Source organism: Spirosoma daeguense (genome assembly GCF_054776875.1).
On the sequence record NZ_BAAHBF010000002.1, the window covers coordinates 329481 to 350620 of the forward strand.

Here is a 21140-nt window from a genome sequence, read left to right on the forward strand (position 1 = left end):
AAAAAACGTCTCTGCTTCGCTAGGATAAACCTGTTGAAAAAGAGACGTTTATATGCCTGAAAACGTAGCGATTAGAAACGACCGATACGCTTTTGGAGCGCGTCGCGAGTGAGTGTGATCAAATGACCGATGGGTTTGCCATTTCGATACGTAACAACCCGCAACGTAATAGGGCCATCAGGAAGGTCGACGGGTTGGCTGTATTTCGTTGAAAACTGGTCGGGCATAGTATCGTCGGTAGTGTAGTATAAGTCCAGACCGGGGATTTCACTGGCTAATTCGAGCCGTAACTTGTCGCCGTTCTGACTGGTACGTACAATGGCATCATATACTGCCTTCGAATAATTGATTTGTGCTACGTCGGCTCTGTCGAAATGGGTTTCCATGCGTTGCACAAAGTTGGGCCAGTTTTTCACTTCTTTCGGCGACCAATACACTTCGGCCAACGCCCAACCGCGCGGATACATCATGTACTCGGCATACCGTAGCGTCGGAATCTGTTCAGTCCAGAGGTTCGCCTGCCCACCCAGAATATATTTGGCATCAACGCCATCGGGAACAGGTTCGAAACTGTAACTTTTCTGCGCACGCAGATTCGCATAAATCGGCGGGTCAATGGTTGGATCGCCCTGATTATAATCCAGATAGGCAAACGTAGTAGGCGTCATCACTACGTTATGTCCCGCATGGGCCGCTTCGATGCCACCTTTGATTCCCCGCCAGCTCATGACCGTAGCACCCGGCGAAATACCGCCTTCCAGAATTTCGTCCCAACCAAGCAGTTTCTTACCCTTTGCCGTCAGAATCTTCTCAACACGATTCATAAAATACCCCTGCAAATCTTCAACATGGCGAATATTCAGTTGCTTCATCAGCGCCTGACAACCAGGGTCTTGGGCCCAATATCCTTTGTAACATTCGTCTCCGCCAACATGGATATACGGATTTGGAAACAGAGCTGCCACTTCGGTAAATACCTTGTCTAGAAACTCATACACCTTTTCGTCCGATGGGTTCAGCGTGTTCTCAACTTTCATCTTGAACGTACCATTGCCATACCACTCAGAAAAAGGGGTGCCGGGGTCGACCGATACCTGCGCTTTAGTGCAGCTCAATTCGGGATAAGCCGCCAGAGCCGCCATGCTGTGCCCCGGTACGTCGATTTCTGGAACAATCGTTACGTTACGTGTCTGGGCATAAGCGACCACCTCCCGAATATCGTTATGCGTATAAAAACCGCCGTATGGCGTAGGTTCGCCGGGTTTAGGAGCTGCCCGGTCGCCGTAATGACCGGTTCGCGCTACGCGCCATGCACCCACTTCGGTAAGTTTGGGCAGCGATTTAATTTCGATACGCCAGCCGTTATCGTCGGTTAAGTGCCAGTGTAACGTATTGAATTTCAGTTTTGCCAGTTGGTCGATAAAGCGTTTAACCTCGTCTTTTGTGAAAAAATGACGGCTCACATCAAGCATGATACCGCGCCAGCCAAAACGCGGATAATCGGTGATACGTACCGCTGGTAATGACCAGTTGGCAGACTGAGTGGTTTTGCTTTCAATTTCTTTTGGCAGCAGTTGGGTTAGCGTTTGGATGCCATAAAGTAGTCCTGCTGGTTGATTGGCTGTGATGATCACGCCCTTCGGCGACGCATCAAGCGTGTAGCCTTCCGGCCCTAGTCTGGCGTTGGGCGTTTGATTTAGGTTCAGTTGAATTTTTCCGGCTTTCCCTTCTTTTGCAGCCAAGCCAAATCCCGTTGGCGCGTTCAACTGCTGCCCAAGCATCTCGGCAACAGGGCGGGCATTAGCTTGATTGTACTGAATCGAGGTCGATTTGTTCAGCGTAAAAACACCCGTTTGCGCGTCAACGCTTACAGGTTGGGGAATTAGATTTATCGGAGACTGTGCCTGCACAAAGATTGCAGACAGACAGAGGCAAACAAGGGCGGGAAAGTTCATGTAGCGAATGGTTTTTAAATTTTTTCAAAAATAAGTTTATTCTACTTTTTAATGATCAAATAGTGAGATTTTTATAGTTCGGCGACGTAGTATCTTGTTCAATCTCTACTTACTCTGTCTGGGTATTCTTTATTTTTTGTGGTAAAACATTATCAATAAATTAACTGCGTATTCCTTTTTTACCGATTTTTCAGGCTAGCATTTCATGTAGCGAAAAGAGCCTACCTTTGCTCGTACCTGATTCCGATAAGACCGAATCTTATGCAAACTGAAAAAAAAGCCGATACCGATTTAATAAACTCTCCAATATCATCGAAAGTCGATACGTTGGTCCGTAAAAATGCAGAAGCCGAACTTGGCGGTGGCCAGAAACGAATCGACGCGCAACACGCGAAAGGTAAATTGACTGCCCGCGAACGCATTGCGTTACTGGTTGACGAAGGTTCGTTTGAGGAAATCGGCAAGTTTGTCATGCACCGCACCCGCGATTTTGGCCTTGACAAAGAGCATTATCTGGGCGATGGCGTCGTGACGGGTTATGGCACTGTAGAGGGTCGGCTGGTGTACGTGTTTGCGCAGGATTTTACCGTTTTTGGGGGTGCTTTATCCGAAACACATGCCGAGAAAATCTGCAAACTGATGGATCTGGCGATGCAAAACGGCGCACCTTTGATTGGATTGAATGACTCTGGCGGAGCGCGGATTCAGGAAGGAGTTTTGTCGTTGGCGGGCTATGCCGATATCTTTTATCGGAACACAAAAGCATCCGGTGTTATTCCGCAGTTGTCGGCTGTTATGGGGCCTTGCGCGGGTGGAGCTGTCTATAGCCCGGCTATTACCGATTTTATTTTCATGGTCGAAAACACCAGCTACATGTTCGTGACCGGGCCTAACGTAGTGAAAACCGTTACTCACGAAACTGTAACGGCTGAAGAACTCGGTGGAGCTAGCACACATAGTACGAAATCGGGTGTAACGCACTTTGCCTGTGAAAACGAACTGGCTTGTATTCAGTCGCTTAAACAACTATTGAGTTATATTCCGCAAAATTGCGAAGACGAGCCGCCCATGATGGCTTACGAATCTTCCGACGAAATACGCACGAAATTAAGCAGCGTCATTCCCGAAAACCCCAATCAGCCCTACGACATGCGCGAGGTGATCGACGAGTTGGTCGATGCGGGAAGTTTTATGGAAGTGCACAAGAACTTCGCCGAAAATATTGTTGTCGGATTTGCCCGTATTGCCGGACGTAGCATCGGCGTTGTTGGCAACCAGCCAGCGGTATTGGCCGGTGTTCTTGATATTAATGCGAGCACAAAAGCCGCCCGTTTTGTGCGTTTCTGTGACTGTTTCAACGTACCGCTTTTAGTGCTCGAAGACGTACCGGGTTTCCTGCCCGGCACCGATCAGGAGTGGAACGGCATTATTACCAATGGCGCGAAATTACTGTATGCTTTTTGCGAGGCCACTGTGCCACGGGTTACGGTTATTACGAGAAAAGCTTATGGCGGTGCCTACGACGTAATGAATTCCAAACATATCGGTGCCGATCTGAACTACGCCTGGCCAACGGCTGAAATAGCCGTGATGGGAGCCAGTGGAGCCGCCGAAATTATTTTCAAGCGTGAAATTGCCGAGGCCGAAGACCCTCAGGCCAAGTTGCAGGAGAAAGTGCTGGAGTATACCGAAAAGTTTGCCAATCCGTATCGAGCCGCTCACCGGGGCTATATTGATGAAGTAATCATGCCCGAGCAGACACGGCAGAAATTGATACGTGCCTTTCAGATGCTGGAAAACAAAGTCGCGTCGATGCCTAAGAAAAAACATGGCAACATTCCGTTATGACAAGTCTTCAGAAGCTCAGGTTTTTTTGATTGCCGGTTTCGGACTGATTTTGCTGGCCGCGCTACTAAGCAAAATGCCTGTTCTTTTGAAATCAATATTGATTGTTGGAGGTGGCTGGTTAATAGGAATTGGTGGTTATTATCAGATTAACCTATTCGCTGAAACTAAAGACACGCAATACTACGTCGTGCTGACGTTGATTTCGATTTATTGGATTTCGTTGATTTTACTCACCTTATTCTGGTTTGCCCGACAAATTGGAATGTATTAATCTCATGCCCGAACAGCCTATTAAAAACTCCGGCAGCTTATTAAAAACCGTTCTGATTGGTTTAGCTATTATTTTCGGTATCGCCTTGCTAGTTGGTACGTTGACCGTGCTTTTTCCGTAATACGTTATGCAGAAAAAGATTTTACTGGCGGGTGCTGCTGGTGCAATCGGTTTACGGCTGTCGCAGTTGCTTATTGATGATGGCTGGTACGTAGTTGGTACGACACGATCCGAGCAAAAAGCCGATGTGCTACGTAGCATGGGCGTAGAGCCGGTTCTGGTCGATGTTTTTGATGAAAATGCATTAGGGCGTGTTTTTGCAGAAGCGCAACCGTCAATTGTGATTCACCAGCTTACCGACTTGCCGCCGGGTCTTGATCCAGCAAAAATGCCAGAGGCAATGGTACGTAACGCACGCATTCGGGATGTGGGCACCCGCAACCTGATCAAGGCGGCCTTATCGGTTGGTGTTGAGCGATTTATCGCCCAAAGTATAGCGTTTGTTTATGCGCCGGGGCCAGTACCATATACCGAAAATGACCCGCTCGATCCATCGTCTAAAGGAGTTATAAGTTTAGAAGAGCAAACTTTAAACGCTCCGTTTATCGGCATTGTACTACGTTACGGTAGATTCTACGGCCCCAATACAGGGTTTGATAAGCCACCAGCCGGATGTGCCATTCACGTCGATGCGGCTGCCGATGCCGCCCGACGCGCTGTTACGCAGGGAACGCAAGGCATATATAACATTGCCGAAGATGGCGGAACGGTTTCATCGGAAAAAGCCAAACAACAACTCAACTGGTCAGCAGCGTTTCGTTTTTAATGACTAATGGAAAATGTAGAATGAATAATGAGCCCGAGTTGCCCTTCATTATTCATTCTACATTTTCCATTAGTCATTAAATTGACTCCAGAATCACAGCGCAGGCTTCCCGAATTTGATCTTCGGTGATGATGAGTGGAGGGGCAATCCGCATGGAATTATCGCAGAATAAGAACCAGTCGGTAATAACACCCGGACGGGCGGTTCCGATTTGGCCTGATGTTCCTCGTTCAATGGCCCGGTCGATAACTGGCTTCAGTACGTCGAAAGAGTCAAATTCAGCCGCCAGCATTAGCCCTTTACCACGCACTTCCCGAATGGCTGGGTGACGTAGCAGTTGCTTGAATAATTGACCCTTAGCCTCGGCTTGCTCATGTAATTTTTCGTTCTGAATCGTTTGCAACGTAGCAAGCGAGGCCGCACACGAAACCGGGTGTCCGCCGAACGTAGTGATATGGCCCAGAATCGGGTTGTTTCTGAACACGCTCATTATATCGGCTGAACTGATAAACGCACCAATAGGCATACCTCCACCCATACCTTTGGCGCAAAGCAATACGTCGGGTACTACCGAGACGCCTTCAAAGGCCCAGAACGTCCCCGTTCGGCCAAAGCCCGTCTGAATTTCGTCGAAAATCAGTAACGTACCCATATCCGTACAGCGTTGCCGAACGGCTTCAAGATACGTAGCATCCGGGACACGAATACCCGATTCACCTCCCACCACTTCCATAATGACGGCCGCAGTACGTTGAGTAATCTGTTCAATATCCGCAAAGTTGTTGTAGCGAATATTCCGAATGTCGGGTAGGAGAGGGCGAAAGTTGCGTTTGAAATTTTCATCGCCCGACAAGGAGAGCGCCCCTTGTGTTGAGCCATGATAGGCATTGAAACAACTGATGATCTCAGTTCGGCCTGTGTAGCGTTTGGCCAGTTTCATGGCTCCTTCGGTGGCTTCCGTACCCGAATTGGTGAAGTACACATTGTTCAGGGAAGGAGGCAAGGTTTGGGCAAGCGCATGGGCAAGCTGTGCCTGTGGTGTCTGAACATATTCGCCGTATACCATCAGGTGCATGTACTTATCAAGCTGATTATGAATGGCTTCCAGTACGTTCGGGTGACGGTGGCCTACATTGCTTACCCCAATGCCCGAAATAAGGTCAACGTAGCGCTGGCCGTCTGTGCCAAATAAAAAAATACCTTCGGCCCGATCGATTTCCAACGCTAAGGGGAAATCAGAGGTCTGAGCCATATGCTGAAAGAATAATTGTCGGTGGGTAACCGTTGACATGTTGTTATTGTCATGAGTGATTCCTGAAACTTAACATCGTGAGTTATGAAAACAGTTCTATTGCTACTGCTACTTTGCCCAATTTGGACGTGGGCACAATTCGTTAAAATAAGCCCGGAGGATATACAGCGAAAACAATCTTATCTGATGCTGCGCGACGGTTCGGTGGTACGAGGAAAGATTATAAGACAGGATAGCTCCGTAATTACAGTACAGGTACGAAAAGGTATTTTCTCGTATGTAGAAGCCGATCAGGTTGTGCAGATTGGGAGCGGAAAATCCGATTTTACGCAAAATAAACTTGCTGATAATCAGGCAAGTTCGACAACTGTTTTTGTGTTGCGAGATAGTACTCACTTGCCCGGAAAATTTGTTCGTCGGGATAAAACCATGATTACGGTTCGGAAGCAGAATGGTCAGTTAACCTATTTCGAGCCTGAATTGCTGGTTCGTGTCGATACGGTCAGAACTACTGGTAAAGGTGGCGTAGCAACCGGAGGAACTTCTGGAAAACCAGCGTATGCGAATCAATTTTCGCCTTTTCTGCTGAGCAATCCCACCGCATTTAATATAGAAAAAGGGCGGCTTGTTTACCGAAATACGTTGGTAATTCTGAACGAACTGGATTATGGTATTACGAAAAACTGGAGCGTAGGTGCCAGTCTGAATCCGTTATTTGGTAGCCTTGAATACAGTAATTCAGCACGTGAGTCGATTTTTGTTGCCAACTACCGTTTCTCTACCAAACTGACATTTCCAATTGGCGAACAGTTTCGATTTGGAGTAAATGCTATTTACCAGCCACAACAGAAAGGCAATCTTTTTCGGATTGCGGAAGTGCTCATCGCACAGGGAATCATGTCGTTTGGTAGCAGCCAGCGGAACGTAACACTAGGATATGGTATGCGTTTGTTTCCCCGAAACTTTACCTATAAACAGCCCTTTATTTCGACGGGCGTGATGCACAAGATTTCGCGAAATCTGACGTTCGTAAGCGATAATATCTTTTATCTGAATCCGTATGCTACGGGCAGTGGGGCGGAGCTTTCTGTTGCGCTTCGTTTCGACCGATTTCGTCATGCATTTGATATTGGCGCATTTTCGGCCATTCAGTCGCGCTATCAATATTCGTACGGTTCAACTACGTCGCCGACTGGAACAACTGTTATTATTTATTCGCCAACATCCGTTACGCAGGCTTATTTTTATCCTTATCTGGGTTATAAATTACTGATAGGTAAAAAGTAGGTTGAGCGCTTCTCTGGCACTTACTTTGCAGTAGATCACACCAAACGTACTATTTCGGTTACGTAGCATGAACCATTACGTACTTGTATTTCTGTTGGTTTTGCCTTTGCTAACATGGGCGCAGGATGACTATTATCAGCCCAAACCGACCCAGATTCCATCAAAACGAACGTATATTATTGAGCTGAAAGACGGTACGCAACTTCGGGGTGAGTTGATAAAACAAGACAGTTTGGAAGCTATAATTCGGACCACTAATCTGGGCGAAATACGGGTGCAGTCTGAAGAGATTGTGAGAATGCAAAAGATAGACGAGCAGGGACGAACAGTTTTCCCGAATATCTTTCCGCATACGTTACGTTTGACACCGACTGCTTTTTCGGCTGAAAAAGGCAGACTTTATTATCATAATTATCTGCTGTATTTCAGTCAGTTCGAATATGGCATTACCGACAATTGGAGCGTGGGTACGTCATTTTTTACGTTTTTACCAACGGTTCTATTCAGCCTCAATACCAAAGTTACATTTCCGGTGAGTGGTCGGGTTAGGATGGGAGTCAATGCGCAATACGTAGGACTTCGGGTCGATAACACAGCCCCCGAGAGTCTGGGCTATTTTCAGGGTATCGTGACTACTGGCGACCAACGTAACAACACTACGTTCGGGCTGGGTTGGAGTTTGTCGAATGGGGATATTTCCCAGAATTTTGTTGGTACGTTCGGACTTGTTCGTAAAATAAACCCCCGGCTTACGCTAATTAGCGAGAACATGGTTCTGTTTGGGCAGGGAGCAATTGATTTCGCCGGTATGCTATCGATAGGGCTTCGGTTCGACCGTCGACGTCATGCCTTCGATCTGGCCGCTTACGTTCCGTTTGTAGCGGGGCCGGGTATTACCCAACAGCTTACTTTTGCACCCTATGCCAGTTATCACATTCGCATCGGGAAATAAACCGTTTATGTGAATATCGGTGTCAATACATCTATTTACGCTATTTTCGCCGTTATAGTCAGACAACTCCTACCCTTCATGACCGAAACACCTACCGATTTACCTCCATTTGCTCGTTCATGGCCGCAGCTCTACGCCATTGTTATTGGCTGTCTAGTGCTTGAAATTATAGTGTTTTACGGTTTAATGCGCTGGCTGTCATGAGTGTTCTCGACTGGGTGGTACTGGTACTTACGTTGTTGGGTATCACGGTCTATGGAATAGTTCGAAGTCGGGGAAGCCGTAGTATGGACGATTATCTGCTGGCCGGGCAGTCGTTACCGTGGTATCATGTGGGCTTGTCGGTAATGGCAACGCAGGCCAGCGCTATTACGTTTTTGTCGGCGCCGGGACAGGGTTTTGCCGATGGCATGCGGTTTGTTCAGTTCTATTTTGGATTACCGCTCGCGATGGTCGTTTTGTCGGTTACGTTCGTTCCTATTTTTCATCGGCTGAAAGTATTTACGGCTTACGAATTTCTAGAAGATCGATTCGACGCACGCGTCCGGACGTTGACGGCGGGGCTTTTTCTTCTTCAACGTGGCTTATCGACCGGGCTTTCGATTTATGCACCCGCCATTATTCTGTCTACTATTTTCGGCTGGAATATTTACCTGACCAATCTGCTGATGGGCGGTATCGTGCTGATTTACACCGTAGCCGGGGGTACTAAAGCCATTTCCTATACGCACCTTCAGCAAATGCTGATCATTACGTTAGCGATGGGGCTAGCTGGATATCTAACCGTGAAATTACTGCCTGAAGGAATCGGTTTTGTGGACGCCCTGCACGTAGCAGGTAAAGCCGGACGTGTCAATTTGATTGATTTGAAATTCGACCCGAATAGTCGGTATAATTTATGGTCGGGATTGATTGGCGGGTTTTTTCTGCAACTGTCTTATTTCGGCACCGATCAGTCGCAGGTGGGCCGTTACCTGACGGGCGAATCCATCGGGCAAAGTCGGCTGGGTTTGTTGATGAATGGCTTACTGAAAGTGCCGATGCAGTTTCTGATTTTGCTGGTGGGTGTATTGGTTTTTGTGTTTTATCAGTTTAATCCATCGCCCACATTTTTCAACAAGCAGGAAACCGATCGGCTGAAACTAAGCCAGTATGCACGGCAGTATCAACTGGCCGAAATTAAGCATCAGAATCTGGCCGCCCAGCGACAAAAAGCCGTGCTCGATATGCAATCGGCGCTGAAAACCAACGATGAAGAAGCGCAGAACGTAGCGAGTGCTTCCCTTCGTGAAACCGACGACGCCATGAAAGCGGTGAAAGACGACGTAACGAAGCTTATCAAACAGAACAACCCGTCTGCCGATACCAACGATGTAAACTACGTGTTTCTGCGATTCGTGCTTGACTATCTTCCGCATGGTCTGATTGGCTTGCTCATTGCCGTTATCTTTATTGCGTCGATGGGGTCGATTGCTTCCGCCTATAATTCGCTGGCGTCGACAACGGTAGTAGATGTATATAAACGGCTGATTAACAACAACTGTAGTGATGTTCAATACGTTGCCATTTCGCGTTGGGTAACCATTGGCTGGGGGATTTTCTGCATTATTGTAGCCCAGTTTGCCAACCAGTTAGGCAGCATGATTGAGGCCGTTAACATTCTGGGGTCGTTATTTTACGGCGTAATTCTGGGCGTGTTTGTGGTCGCTTTCTATGCAAAATCCATTGGGGGAGGTGCTACGTTCTGGGCCACGATCATTGCCGAAGCATTGGTTGTGCTAAGCTGGTATCTGGATCTGACGGCGTTCCTATGGCTCAACGTAATTGGTTGTCTGCTTGTAGTAGGTATTGCGTGGGCGTTGCAGCAAACAATTTATCGGAAGACGTTGTAACTTAGTACGTTCACAAGTCGCGATAAAAGCAATGAGCGGAATCATATTTTCGTTGAGACGACCACCGATTTATCAAAAACTGAAACGGCAGGTTGTCGCAGAGTTTGAATCAGAGCTTAGGCAGGCAACAGGCTGGCGAAAAAAATGGATTCGATGGAAACGGAGAATAACCGTTCAGATACGTTATGATCAACTCCTGTTTATGCGAAATCCAGTGCATAAACGATCTCAATCTGTATGAAAAAACTATTCCTTTTACTCGGTTCGGCTATTTTATTTTCGTGTGAAAAACCGTTCTGCGAAGAAACCAGCGACCAGACAGCCGGGCTTGTGATACGGGTTTTAGACCGAAAGTATCTAGCCTACGATACCTCAACTGGCGATTTGAGCCGTTTTGGCATCAAAGTATCGAATGAACAGCAGTACCAGCGAGTATTTGCACATTGTTGCGAAAGTCGGCTAGATACGATTGACTTCGAGAAATTTGATATTCTTGGCTTAACAACTGTAAATCGTGGAAATAGCAGCGGTTATCTGCTTGATGTTAAGCGGGATGATAGCAGTAAAAAGATAATTTATACCGTAACCGAACACTATTGCGAACGATCTTCTCCGGTTGATGGCCGAAGTAATTTTGTTGTGGTGCCTAAATTGCCTGCTGATTATCAGGTTGAATACGTTCGGAATCAATAACTGATTACTTCCTCGCAAGATTCAGGTTATAGATCATATTCAGCCGAAAACCGTGATTCAACTCAACAACTGATCGATTCGAGGTTGGGTCGGGAGTGGCGTGCTGCCTGATTTGATAGAGGTAGTTTAACTCCAGTTTGGCATCTTCAGTGAACTGATAACCGATTCCGCCCGATAATCGATTCTGATTGAAAACATTATCTTCAACCGCTTGTCCGAAGCCGATAAACAGTTCATCAAACGCATTCAGATACCATTCTCCATCGTCTGTAGTTGAACCCTGCAACGGAAACTCAGCCGAAATCTGGTACCTGATTCGGTTTTGATACGTCCATTCCTGAACAGGGCTATCACCACGTTCGTTACGTGAACCGAGCCACCGTTGTTCAAGCCGAAGACGATGGGTTAATTGCAGCTTCCCTAATTGATCCTTCAACGATACGTCCTGATAAATCCGATGTTCGGGTTCGGGTCGTTCGGCCACTTCAGGGTAAGTTCCATAGCGATGACTTTGAAAATAGGTGTACCCTCCTGATACGTCTATTCGCTCTGAAAGCGTGCGCATTAGCCCTACACGTGCCAGGTGTTGTTGCTGCTGACTGATCCAGCCAACTCGACGCCATTGATACTCTGTATGGATTGCCCATTTATCGGTTAATTGATGGTCGCCTACATAAACAAACCAGCCGATTGAATTGAAATTCGTTAACCGACTAGCTTGCCCAAAGCTTATCGATACGTCGATAAAACAAATCAGGCTTAGCACTGTAAATAACTTCTTCATGCGGTCACTACGTTGTAGCAGAAACGTTGAGTTATGCTACGTAGGGTTTCACTAATACGTAGCACTTTTATGGAACAAGCCATGCACCACGTTGGTTAAATCGGATTGTTGCATTCGAAATGTTTTAAAATAAAAAAGAGGCTTTTGCCTCTTTTTTATTCCCTTAAATAGGTGCTGATCCGTTACGCTTTTTTCTTGCCTTTACCACCTTTCACAGCAGGCATAGCCGCTGGAACTTTGGCGGTATATTCGCTGATACTTTTCTCGATACCTTCTTTAAAGAACGGGAAAGACTGATCATTTGACGACTGACCTAAAGAAAGCGCTTTCTGAGCAACGGGAAGGGCTTCTGTGTATTTGCCCATTTTGGCCAGAATCTGCGATTTAACGTAGAGGTTACGGAAGTTTTCCTGTTTGGCAATGGCTTTGTCGACGTAGCCAAGCGATTGCTCCAGATTCCGGCCTTTCGATACGTTGTAGCTGGCTGCGGCTGTTAGTACGGCAGCATCATCTGGCTTTTCAGCAACGGCTTTGTCAACATTGGCCGCTGTGTTAGCTGCTACGTCTACTTTCAGATCGGCTGAAGCTTTGGCGTTTGCCCACATGATATTCAACTTCGCTGTGCTGTCGGTCAGGTCACTGAAACCCATGGTGAAGGTTTCTACTTTTTCGCTGTTTTCTGCCGGCGTCAAATTGACACGTAGTGCATCTTCTTCCTGCTTATAATTGGCTTCGGTGGTCGCTTTGTTTTTGCTGAAAATCAACGTAGTAGTTTCGCCGGGAATAGACAAAACTGCATACGTACCGGCTGGGAGCGTCTTTCCGCTTACCATCAGATCCGTCGACGTGGTTAACGTAGTAGGCTGGTTAGCTCCTGTACGCCATATTTTTCCAACCGGTACAAACGAGTCTGTGAATGGCTGACGACCTTTCAAACTTGGCCGCGAGTACGAAATGGTCAGATCGGTAGTACCAATAGTTTGCATGACCGTAGCACCGGGGCTAGGCGAAGGGAGTTTAATTTGCGCTGTTGCCAGTTGTGCAACCAGACATAACGTAGCGGCTGTAAGAGATAATTTACGCATGGTAGTCTATAGAGTATTAAAAAATACGACGGCAAATTGCGCCTTTTTATAGACAATCTCAACCAGCTTCATGATGATTTATTGGTGTCGATACGCAACTTCATATATTGTTCATACACCATCTTTGACAAAAAACATCATTTCCAGCTATGCATCGCCATAATTTGCTTCACTTATTACGCCAACATCAACCAGCCGATTCGAATGAAAAAGCTATGACAGATTCCACAATTGATTTTGTCGAAGAACACCCTGACTGCTTCAAACGGTCATTGCTGGTTGGACACATTACCGGATCGGCCTGGGTCGTTAGCCCTGACCAACAGCAGGTTTTACTCATTCATCACCGCAAACTCGACCGTTGGTTGCAACCCGGTGGTCATGCCGATTGTGATTCCGACGTAGCAGGAGTGGCACTACGTGAAGCGCAGGAGGAGACAGGACTAACATCGTTACGGTTGTTGTCACCAGCCGTTTATGACGTCGATATTCATCCAATTCCTGCCAGAAAAGACGTACCGCAGCATCTTCATTATGACATCCGGTTTTTGCTGGAAGCTGATCCTTCAGAACCATTTGGTGATTCGGACGAAAGAGAGAATATTCAATGGATTTCACTAGGAAAAGCCAAAATTCTAACCAATTCAGAGTCGATTTTGCGTTTAATTAGAAAAATTCAAGAAAAACTATAAACATAGTAGTTGATTTAATTGTTTTTTAATCTGACAAATGTATAGATTTGCCGTACAACAAAACCATAGAAATAGTCATGAAAGTGTTCACATATCTGCTTGCGGGTGCTGGCTTGCTTATAGCCGCACAGCAAGTATACTCACAGGATGACAAGCCTAAGAAACCTCTGAATAACCCGATGTATTCGTCGCACAATTATAAGCATCCAAATATGGCTGCTGCGGCTAAAACTTGGGAGACAAAAAAAGGAGTAGAGGTGCAAAAGCCGGGTAATTCAGAACTGGCCAATTATAAACGTCAATCGCTGACAACTGAACCAGTAGGAGGGATTGTTCTGGAACATACGCCGTCGCGAAATGTGCAGGATCGTAACTACAAAATTCAGCGTCTGAGCGAGCCTAAAACGCTTGGCCCACCGAGCGAATACTACGTAAAGCAGCCGGAACGTACTACCGACACAAAAAATATAGAAGAAGTCGGAAATAAATAGTGAAAATGAATAATGCAGAATGGATAGTGAAGAGTAGTCTTTTGCCACTTTTCATTATCCATTCTGCATTTTCAATTAACTCACTCTATTCGCTTTTGGCGCTTGCTTCGCCGGTTGATTTAGGCATTGTGCTTTCGTAGAGCGCGTTGAAGAGCAGCTTGTAAGTGCCGCGTGGCTGACCACGGAATTGAGGTCTGAAGCCAAACAGCACAATGTTGCCTTTGCCTTGATTAATACGTAGAACGGCCGGTTTTCCGGCAATGTATTTGTCTTCGTTCAGCGCCCAGCCGCTCATGAGCAGGTCTTTTTTCGCGTAGCTGGCAACCACTTCCACTTTAGGGTCGATTCCCATTTTGGTTTCTTCCCGACCGCCTTCGCCCTCGCGTGACTGACGTACAACTTCGAACGCACGGCTGTTTGAGAACGCTGCGGCCACTTCGGGCTGCATACCATAGGCCAGCGAATGTTTAGTATCGATGTTGGTACGTATCAGCGAACCCGGAATGTAAAACTGCTGACTCGACAAGCCTTCGGTGATATTCTTCACCGGTAAACCAAACAGCTCAATGGCGAAATCACTGGCTTCATCGAACGTAACAAGCGTACCGCCATTGGTAACAAACTGTTGCAGAGCCACCGTACCGCCTAAACCGATGCCACCCGTATATTGCGCTGGCATGGTGTTGGGTGCATGACCATTCAGGATACGTTTAACTTCCTGATCTGGAATGATAATGGCGCTATAGGCTGACAAATCTTTCTTGGCAATATCAGCATCGTGCAACGTATCGACAGGAAAACTGTACTGTTCCATCAGCCAGCGTGTCCAGCCTTCGTCCATATTGGCAACCCACGATTTGTACAAACCAATTTTAGGCAGCTTAACGGGTTTAGCAGTAGCAGGTTTGCTGGCTACGGTCGTAAAATTAATGCCAAGATCTTTCGCTAATTTCTGCAAACGAGCTTCAGTCGATGCCCCTTTTTCGATCACGAAACTGCCGGATTCCGATGGAACCACCGATACGTTTTCGCCGTCCTTCAGCAACTGATTCACCGCCATCACACTGGCGTTCTGATTCCGCGAAAGCATATAACCGTAACTTGCGCCCGACGCTACGTTGCCTGCAACCACCGGGGCAAATCCTTTGATAAGTTCGGCTTCGGCTTTAAACGCACTGCTGATACGTACTGATTTTACGCCCATCTGCATCGGTAATGTCCAGCCAGCCAGATCATAAGGAGGAATCGGTGGGCCGCCGGGATATAACCGTTGGTTGGGGTGAACCTGCTTTTCCATCAAATCCACTACGTAGGGGCTGAATGCCTGTCCGCCGTAAATGATGTAGCTGCCTGCCGGATACGTTTCGTTATTTGCCTGAAAGGTTTGCGTGGCCCGATGTATTTCAACCCCACTTTGCCGGAACATATTCACCAGATTGAGAGCTTCACTCTTGTCCCACTGTTCAGCCGGAATGACATATGCAAACGGTTTCGTTTTACCCGCCGATTCGATGGCATCGCGACCCATTACGTAGATGTTATACAGGAATTCTTCCCGTTTGTCGGCAGCAAGCACTAACGTAGCCATCGACGCTTCTTCCATGTAATTCACCGCATCGCGGAAGCGCGACTGACCACCTTTCCAGGGATCGGCGTAGAAGATATCGGTACCACCTGTCGAAGCCGTTACACCAACACCGACTGTTTTCGGTAGCGAATCGGGTGGGTAGAAGCGGGGAGAAGGCGTAGCGTGAGCTGTTTCGGTAAGAATACCAATCTGGTTGTGGTAATACGGAACCGTCCGCATACCGCCGTTCCACCACATGCTGAAGCGAAGTTGAGCCACTACACCGGGCATTTTTTTCATTGCAAACCGACTAGCCATTGCCGTACCGACGAGGTTAACGCCAGCCGTTACGCCGGGGTGAATCTGTGGGTTTACAGGGTTGGCAAACGGCGGGATGAAAATGCGTGTCCAGGCTGGAGAAGTCTGGTGGTGGTTATAGACAATCTGCGGATACCACTGATTATAAAGCACTTCCGAAATTGCTTTGGTTTCAATAATGTTGTTGGTGAACCAGTCGCGGTTGTTGTCGTGACCAACGTAGTGATGATACAGCCACGGCGGTTGAGTCGTTTCGTAAGGCGTGCCGAGGTTGGCGTTATACCAGTCGGCTACGATGTCGAGACCATCGGGGTTCATTTCGACCATCAGCAGAGCCACAACCTGATCGCGGATTTTTTTCATTTCCGACGATTCTTCGGTCGCCATTCGGTAGGCCAGTTCGGGCATCATTTGCGCCGATGCCACTTCCGAAGCGTGCATACCCGCGTCGATCCAGATAATGGCTTTACCCGAAGCCGCCAGACTTTTAGCCGTTTTGTCGTCGATTTTAGCGCGGGAAAGTTGTTCGCTGATACCGCGCCATTTTTCCAACTGTTTCATGTTGGCTTCACTCGATACCATCAGCAGCAACAACGGTTTGCCCAACGTCGACTTGCCGATGTTAACCATCTGCACACGATTACTGGCTTTGTCGAGTTTCTGGTAATAGTCGACCAGCATTTTAGTGTTTGCCAGTTTGTAGTCGGCACCCGGTTCGAAGCCGAATACGTCGGCGGGTTTGGGTACCTGAGCGAAGGCCATTGTGCCAGCCAATAAGGGGGCCAGCAGCATGCCCGCTCGGGAAACAGACATTTTTGGGAAAGCTAGTTTCATGAGAAAAAGGTTTGATGAATGTGTTGAAATCGAGAAGTATTGCTTGATCAATTCGCGGTTCCAGCTTCAGAAAGTAGCACGAGCAGAATGCGTTGTAAGCCCAGAACGCCTTTGTCGTTCAGCCACCATTCGCGGAGCGAGTGCGCGTTGCCGCCCGTTCCACCACTACCAATCGTGAAGGATGGAATGCCTTTTGCAATCGGGATATTCGCATTCGTGGAGCCTACGCGAAGCTTAGGTTGTCCGCCCAGGTATTTCGTGACGGCCATGGCCCGTTGCACGGCCGGAATCGTCGGTTCGATACGTCCAGATGGACGGTCGCCGACCATTTTTACGTCTACAGTCAAATCCGGCCCGCTACGTTTCATGCCGTTTTCTTCTTTCAGCGCCCGCTGAACAGCCGCCTGTAAAAGCTTGTCGATGCCCGCCAGTTTTTCCTTACTTTCCGACCGCATGTCGATCTCCATCCACGACTCGTATGGAATGGCGTTAATCGACGTACCACCACCCACTACGCTAACACTGTAGGTAGTTTTAACTCCTTCTTTCGTGAATTTGTCGGCTTCAGAGGTGAAGTAATAAATGGCTTTACCCAGAGCTCCATGCGGATTTACGATGCCGAATGCGCCATAGGAATGACCACCCGGCCCCCGGAACGTAATGCGGTAGCGGTGCGAACCTAAACCCCGGTGTGTAATGGTTTCGATACCGTGTCCATCAACAGCAATATAGGAATCAACTTTCTGGCTGCCTTCACGTAGTAAATGCTTAACGCCACGCAGATCGCCCAGTCCTTCTTCGCCCACCGCACCGACAAATAATACGTCGGCTTCGGTTTCAATGTTGGCTTTTTCCAATCCTTTCAGCACGGCCAGCACAGCCGCCAGGCCACGCGTATCGTCGCCAACGCCGGGCGCGTATAGTGTATCTCCTTTGGTTTTGATTTTTACATCGGTACCTGCCGGGAAAACGGTATCGAGGTGCGCTTCGACCACCACGGTTTTCTTGCTTGAGCGGCCTTTACGTTTGGCAATTACGTTGTTGACTTCATCAATCCAGACCGAATCGGCACCGGCTTCTTTCATCATGGCCGCGTATTTCTTCGAACGCTCGGCTTCTTTGAATGGGGGAGACGCAATTTCGGTGAGTGTGTAGAGGTCTTGTTTTGTTTGCGGTTCTAGGTCGTTGAAAATCTTGAACGCTGTCTGAACGGCGGGTTTCCTGGCTAACGTACTGATTTCGCTTTCGTACTTCTTCTCAATGGGAACTACTTTCCTCGATTCTTCATCCTCTTCTTCTTCCTGAGCGAACAGGCAGGTCGCCGTGCCTGCTAACAAAAGAGGAGCAATAAAAACTACTTTAACGAATTTATTCATGGTTAAGAAAGTTTGAAGCGGTTGTTACGTGCTTTCGTTTAGAATTTGCTACGTAACAACCGCTTCACTACGTTGGGAAACTGGATATACGATTAATCTTCGCTCACTACGTCGTTGCTTTGCGAACCGCTTCGGCCTGTATTATACAACTGATTGAAAAGGAATTTGAACGTACCATGTGCCTGTGCACGGAACGTGATTTCTGGACCAAAGGCGTAGAATTTACCTGCACCAACAGGTGCCATGAAAGCCGCTACGCCATCCTGTAGATACGACTGCCCCCACGCCCAACCCGAACGTAGTGGTTTGTCGGTATCGAACCACGCGAGTGGGGTGATGGTACCTTTAGCAACAGCTTCTGGAGCCAGTTTGAATACAGGGCTTGAATCGAAATACACATCCGTTTGCTTCGACAGGCCCCACGTAGCGTGTTGCGTCGAATCCAGGGTAACACGTAGTACGCTGCCCGGAATGTAATATTTTTCGCCGGGTAGTGGCCGCTCTTTACCAGCCGTGGTCATTTCGGTAAGGGCGCTCTTAACAGGCAGGCCTAAATGATACGCCAGATTTGTGCTGCTGCCAATGGTCAATACCGTACCACCTGCTTCGAGGAACGATTTCAATTGTGGAATCGACTTGGAAGCCGTCATCTTGCCTAATGTCGAACGATATTCAGCCGGGGTGTTGTCTTCTTTCGGTTCCCGTTCCATGGCGCTGAAAATGTCTTCATCCTTGCCACCAACTGGCGGAATTGCCCGCGTTACGAATACAATTACGTCGTATTTTTTCTTCAGATCGCCACCGTCAATTTCCTGCGGATAAATCACTTTCATCGGGAAATGATATTGTTCCATCATCCAGCGTACCCAACCCGAAGGCATAGAACCGCCGTAGGTATCCCAAAGAGCAATCCGCATCGGCGATACTTTTACCATCGACGTCGTTGGTTTTTTAGCCACGCCCATCACTTCGATACCAAGTGCTTTTGCCGATTTATCGATCAGCGACTTCGCTTTTGCCGAAGCCGGAACGTAGAACGAACCCGCTTCAACCGTCGATTTGCCACCTACGCCATTTGGCAAACGGAATACGTCGACACCAGCCGCCAGCAGGTCGTTTACGGCAATAAACGAGTTGTTCGCTTTTGCGCTTAATACGTAGCCAGCACCAGCCGCGCCATTAACATGACCTTCTGGGAATTGTAATTCCCCAACAGGAAGTTTTTTGAATGGGCCATCGAAAGCATCCAGAATACGGTCAAATTTTACATTCATCAGATATGCCAATGTCCAGCCAGCGGCATCGTATGGACGAACTGGAGGGCCGCCCGGATACTGGAAATCGTTGGGGTGATCCTGTGGCTCAAACATGTCGAGTACGTGGGGACGGAATGCCTGATCGGTTTTCACTACGTAAGAACCGGCCGGATATTTCTTGCCTGCTACGGTAAAGTCGGCCGTGGCCTGCTGAATTTCGATACCGGTACGTACCAGCGCGTTGATAAACTTAGACGCCGTTGCAAAATCAGGCTGATTGGTTGGAATGATAAATCCACGAGGATCACGTAGCACTGGCGCTTTCATGATCGTATCGAAATACTTGCTCGGAACACCTCCACCACGAGGTACGAAACCATATTGAGCCAGAGCCGCATTGGTTGGTACGTTCGGTTTTTTAGGATCGTTCTGGAATGCCTGATTGATAGCGTCGATTTTCTTCGGCGATAATCCCCAATAATCTTTACTGCCGCGCTCAATCGAGTTTTTACCCATCTTGTAAATGTTGAACAACACCTCGTCACGATAGCGAGCGGCATAGCCCATCACGGCATAGTTCAGCGAAACCGAGTAATCGATGGATTGCTTGAAATGCCACTTCTGCGGTAGTACAGGGAATGGCGTATTTCCGTTTGGAATCAGGTATTTACCCACAACCGGAATGTCTTCCGGCGTTGGGCCACCGATGATTTCCGTGAGCAGACCGATCATGTTGTGGAAGTGCGTTGTGGTACGTAGACCGCCGTTATACCAGGTCGAGAAAACCGAACCACCCAGACGAGTGAAGCCCGGTTTGTTTTCCGAATTTAACCGGTTGATCATAGCCGCACCGAGTGCATCGATACCCGTTACCATCAGCGGATCGAATACGTAGTTGAACGGATCGCGGTAGGGGGGGCCAGCCAGCACCGAACCAGCGGGACCGCGCTGGTGGTGGTTGTACATGATCTGCGGAATCCATTCGACGAACAACTGACGACCGATGTTCTGGGTTTCCTTCATATTCATGATGAAGAAATCGCGGTTGTTGTCGTGGCCGATGTATTTCTGATACAAACGGGGCAGATTGTCGAGCATCCGCTTGTCGGCTTTCGGCTCGCGCATGTACCAGTTCGTTACCAGCTCCTGTCCATCGGGGTTCGCGTGGGTTAGCAGAAGAACGTCCTGATCCAGAATACGCATGGTTTCAGGATCTTTGCGGCTCACCAGTTGCCAGATGGTTTCGATAAGCTGCATCGTACCAACTGTTTCGGTTGCATGCAAACCACCGTCGATCCAGACAATAGCTTTGCCCTCGCTGGCCAATGCTTTCGCCTGCTCATCGGATAAACCTTCAGCGCGAGCCAGTTTTTGCGAAATCTCTTTGTAGCGATCTAGTTTTTTGAGGTTTTCGGGCGACGATACAATAAGCATGTACTGATGCCGGCCCTCTTCGGTCATGCCGATGTCGACCAGTTTGACCCGGTCGGAAGCAGCGGCTACTTTCTTAAAATAAGCTTCGGTCTGGGTGTACGTAGCGAGATTATAATCGTCGCCAATGTTGAAGCCGAAATGTTCCTTGGGAGAAGGAATCGATTGGGCCACAACGGTGCTCACACCCATCATCAGCCCGGCAAGGAGCGAGTAAGGAGAATAACGCATTTGTAGAAGTTAGTTGGGAAATTATTGTTGAAAGTGATTGCGATTTTACGTTTTAAATTTCAGGTTCCATGCCAATTGCTTTAGAGAATTTGCAACACA

16 protein-coding genes are annotated in these 21140 nt (G+C 47.9%); 9 read left to right on the forward strand and 7 right to left on the reverse strand.

Annotation, left to right across the window (positions count from 1 at the left end):
• Positions 1 to 71 precede the first annotated feature (71 nt).
• Complete coding sequence (locus ACYVD4_RS06270; protein ID WP_460943528.1) at positions 72 to 1955, reverse strand: beta-N-acetylhexosaminidase; 1884 nt, start codon at positions 1953 to 1955, stop codon at positions 72 to 74.
• Positions 1956 to 2216: 261 nt separating this feature from the next.
• Here ACYVD4_RS06270 and ACYVD4_RS06275 point away from each other — a divergent pair, with 261 nt between their 5' ends.
• From ACYVD4_RS06275 to ACYVD4_RS06285, 3 genes are all read left to right on the forward strand, one after another.
• Positions 2217 to 3803: an acyl-CoA carboxylase subunit beta gene (locus ACYVD4_RS06275; RefSeq protein WP_460943530.1), complete on the forward strand. Its 1587-nt coding sequence runs from the start codon at positions 2217 to 2219 to the stop codon at positions 3801 to 3803.
• Positions 3784 to 4074, forward strand: a complete 291-nt coding sequence (locus ACYVD4_RS06280) for a hypothetical protein (RefSeq protein ID WP_460943532.1) — start codon at positions 3784 to 3786, stop codon at positions 4072 to 4074. Before ACYVD4_RS06275 ends, ACYVD4_RS06280 begins: the two co-directional genes overlap by 20 nt.
• Positions 4075 to 4201: 127 nt before the next feature.
• The gene (locus ACYVD4_RS06285) at positions 4202 to 4900 is read left to right on the forward strand and encodes an NAD-dependent epimerase/dehydratase family protein (protein WP_460943534.1); all 699 of its coding nucleotides are present in this window, start codon (positions 4202 to 4204) and stop codon (positions 4898 to 4900) included.
• Positions 4901 to 4976: 76 nt separating this feature from the next.
• Here the strand turns inward: ACYVD4_RS06285 and ACYVD4_RS06290 are convergent, their stop codons facing one another.
• Positions 4977 to 6191 carry an aspartate aminotransferase family protein gene (locus tag ACYVD4_RS06290; protein WP_460943536.1) on the reverse strand — a complete coding sequence of 405 codons (1215 nt, stop codon included), beginning with the start codon at positions 6189 to 6191 and terminating at the stop codon, positions 4977 to 4979.
• 45 nt (positions 6192 to 6236) lie between these two features.
• Here ACYVD4_RS06290 and ACYVD4_RS06295 point away from each other — a divergent pair, with 45 nt between their 5' ends.
• The 4 genes from ACYVD4_RS06295 (at position 6237) to ACYVD4_RS06310 (ending at position 10976) form a co-directional block, all read left to right on the forward strand.
• Positions 6237 to 7439 carry a hypothetical protein gene (locus ACYVD4_RS06295; RefSeq protein WP_460943538.1) on the forward strand — a complete coding sequence of 401 codons (1203 nt, stop codon included), beginning with the start codon at positions 6237 to 6239 and terminating at the stop codon, positions 7437 to 7439.
• A 67-nt stretch (positions 7440 to 7506) separates the two neighbouring features.
• The gene (locus ACYVD4_RS06300; protein WP_460943540.1) at positions 7507 to 8391 is read left to right on the forward strand and encodes a hypothetical protein; all 885 of its coding nucleotides are present in this window, start codon (positions 7507 to 7509) and stop codon (positions 8389 to 8391) included.
• 200 nt (positions 8392 to 8591) lie between these two features.
• Entirely contained in the window at positions 8592 to 10283 is a 1692-nt protein-coding gene (locus tag ACYVD4_RS06305) for a sodium:solute symporter family protein (RefSeq protein ID WP_460943542.1), read from the forward strand.
• 237 nt (positions 10284 to 10520) lie between these two features.
• Positions 10521 to 10976, forward strand: a complete 456-nt coding sequence (locus tag ACYVD4_RS06310) for a hypothetical protein (protein ID WP_460943544.1) — start codon at positions 10521 to 10523, stop codon at positions 10974 to 10976.
• 4 nt (positions 10977 to 10980) lie between these two features.
• Here the strand turns inward: ACYVD4_RS06310 and ACYVD4_RS06315 are convergent, their stop codons facing one another.
• Positions 10981 to 11760: a DUF2490 domain-containing protein gene (locus tag ACYVD4_RS06315; protein WP_460943546.1), complete on the reverse strand. Its 780-nt coding sequence runs from the start codon at positions 11758 to 11760 to the stop codon at positions 10981 to 10983.
• Between the two features lie 182 nt (positions 11761 to 11942).
• Complete coding sequence (locus ACYVD4_RS06320; RefSeq protein ID WP_460943548.1) at positions 11943 to 12845, reverse strand: DUF2911 domain-containing protein; 903 nt, start codon at positions 12843 to 12845, stop codon at positions 11943 to 11945.
• Positions 12846 to 12994: 149 nt separating this feature from the next.
• On the opposite strand from ACYVD4_RS06320, the gene ACYVD4_RS06325 reads away from it, so the two are divergent.
• Together ACYVD4_RS06325 and ACYVD4_RS06330 are read left to right on the forward strand one after the other, a co-directional pair.
• Complete coding sequence (locus ACYVD4_RS06325) at positions 12995 to 13537, forward strand: NUDIX hydrolase (protein WP_460943550.1); 543 nt, start codon at positions 12995 to 12997, stop codon at positions 13535 to 13537.
• 77 nt (positions 13538 to 13614) lie between these two features.
• Complete coding sequence (locus ACYVD4_RS06330; protein ID WP_460943552.1) at positions 13615 to 14028, forward strand: hypothetical protein; 414 nt, start codon at positions 13615 to 13617, stop codon at positions 14026 to 14028.
• 85 nt (positions 14029 to 14113) lie between these two features.
• Here ACYVD4_RS06330 and ACYVD4_RS06335 read toward each other — a convergent pair whose 3' ends face one another.
• The 3 genes from ACYVD4_RS06335 to ACYVD4_RS06345 form a co-directional block, all read right to left on the reverse strand.
• Entirely contained in the window at positions 14114 to 16747 is a 2634-nt protein-coding gene (locus ACYVD4_RS06335; RefSeq protein ID WP_460943553.1) for a M14 family metallopeptidase, read from the reverse strand.
• 47 nt (positions 16748 to 16794) lie between these two features.
• Positions 16795 to 18123, reverse strand: coding sequence for a M20/M25/M40 family metallo-hydrolase (locus tag ACYVD4_RS06340; RefSeq protein WP_460943555.1), 1329 nt, complete (start codon positions 18121 to 18123; stop codon positions 16795 to 16797).
• Positions 18124 to 18215: 92 nt separating this feature from the next.
• Positions 18216 to 21041: a M14 family metallopeptidase gene (locus ACYVD4_RS06345; RefSeq protein ID WP_460943557.1), complete on the reverse strand. Its 2826-nt coding sequence runs from the start codon at positions 21039 to 21041 to the stop codon at positions 18216 to 18218.
• Positions 21042 to 21140: the final 99 nt, after the last annotated feature.

Bases quoted from the DNA above. Each gene is read 5' to 3' on its own strand.
- ACYVD4_RS06270 (WP_460943528.1), bottom strand. From the start codon at position 1,955: ATGAACTTTCCCGCCCTTGTTTGCCTCTGTCTGTCTGCAATCTTTGTG.
- ACYVD4_RS06275 (WP_460943530.1), top strand. From the start codon at position 2,217: ATGCAAACTGAAAAAAAAGCCGATACCGATTTAATAAACTCTCCAATA.
- ACYVD4_RS06280 (WP_460943532.1), top strand. From the start codon at position 3,784: ATGGCAACATTCCGTTATGACAAGTCTTCAGAAGCTCAGGTTTTTTTG.
- ACYVD4_RS06285 (WP_460943534.1), top strand. From the start codon at position 4,202: ATGCAGAAAAAGATTTTACTGGCGGGTGCTGCTGGTGCAATCGGTTTA.
- ACYVD4_RS06290 (WP_460943536.1), bottom strand. From the start codon at position 6,191: ATGTCAACGGTTACCCACCGACAATTATTCTTTCAGCATATGGCTCAG.
- ACYVD4_RS06295 (WP_460943538.1), top strand. From the start codon at position 6,237: ATGAAAACAGTTCTATTGCTACTGCTACTTTGCCCAATTTGGACGTGG.
- ACYVD4_RS06300 (WP_460943540.1), top strand. From the start codon at position 7,507: ATGAACCATTACGTACTTGTATTTCTGTTGGTTTTGCCTTTGCTAACA.
- ACYVD4_RS06305 (WP_460943542.1), top strand. From the start codon at position 8,592: ATGAGTGTTCTCGACTGGGTGGTACTGGTACTTACGTTGTTGGGTATC.
- ACYVD4_RS06310 (WP_460943544.1), top strand. From the start codon at position 10,521: ATGAAAAAACTATTCCTTTTACTCGGTTCGGCTATTTTATTTTCGTGT.
- ACYVD4_RS06315 (WP_460943546.1), bottom strand. From the start codon at position 11,760: ATGAAGAAGTTATTTACAGTGCTAAGCCTGATTTGTTTTATCGACGTA.
- ACYVD4_RS06320 (WP_460943548.1), bottom strand. From the start codon at position 12,845: ATGCGTAAATTATCTCTTACAGCCGCTACGTTATGTCTGGTTGCACAA.
- ACYVD4_RS06325 (WP_460943550.1), top strand. From the start codon at position 12,995: ATGCATCGCCATAATTTGCTTCACTTATTACGCCAACATCAACCAGCC.
- ACYVD4_RS06330 (WP_460943552.1), top strand. From the start codon at position 13,615: ATGAAAGTGTTCACATATCTGCTTGCGGGTGCTGGCTTGCTTATAGCC.
- ACYVD4_RS06335 (WP_460943553.1), bottom strand. From the start codon at position 16,747: ATGAAACTAGCTTTCCCAAAAATGTCTGTTTCCCGAGCGGGCATGCTG.
- ACYVD4_RS06340 (WP_460943555.1), bottom strand. From the start codon at position 18,123: ATGAATAAATTCGTTAAAGTAGTTTTTATTGCTCCTCTTTTGTTAGCA.
- ACYVD4_RS06345 (WP_460943557.1), bottom strand. From the start codon at position 21,041: ATGCGTTATTCTCCTTACTCGCTCCTTGCCGGGCTGATGATGGGTGTG.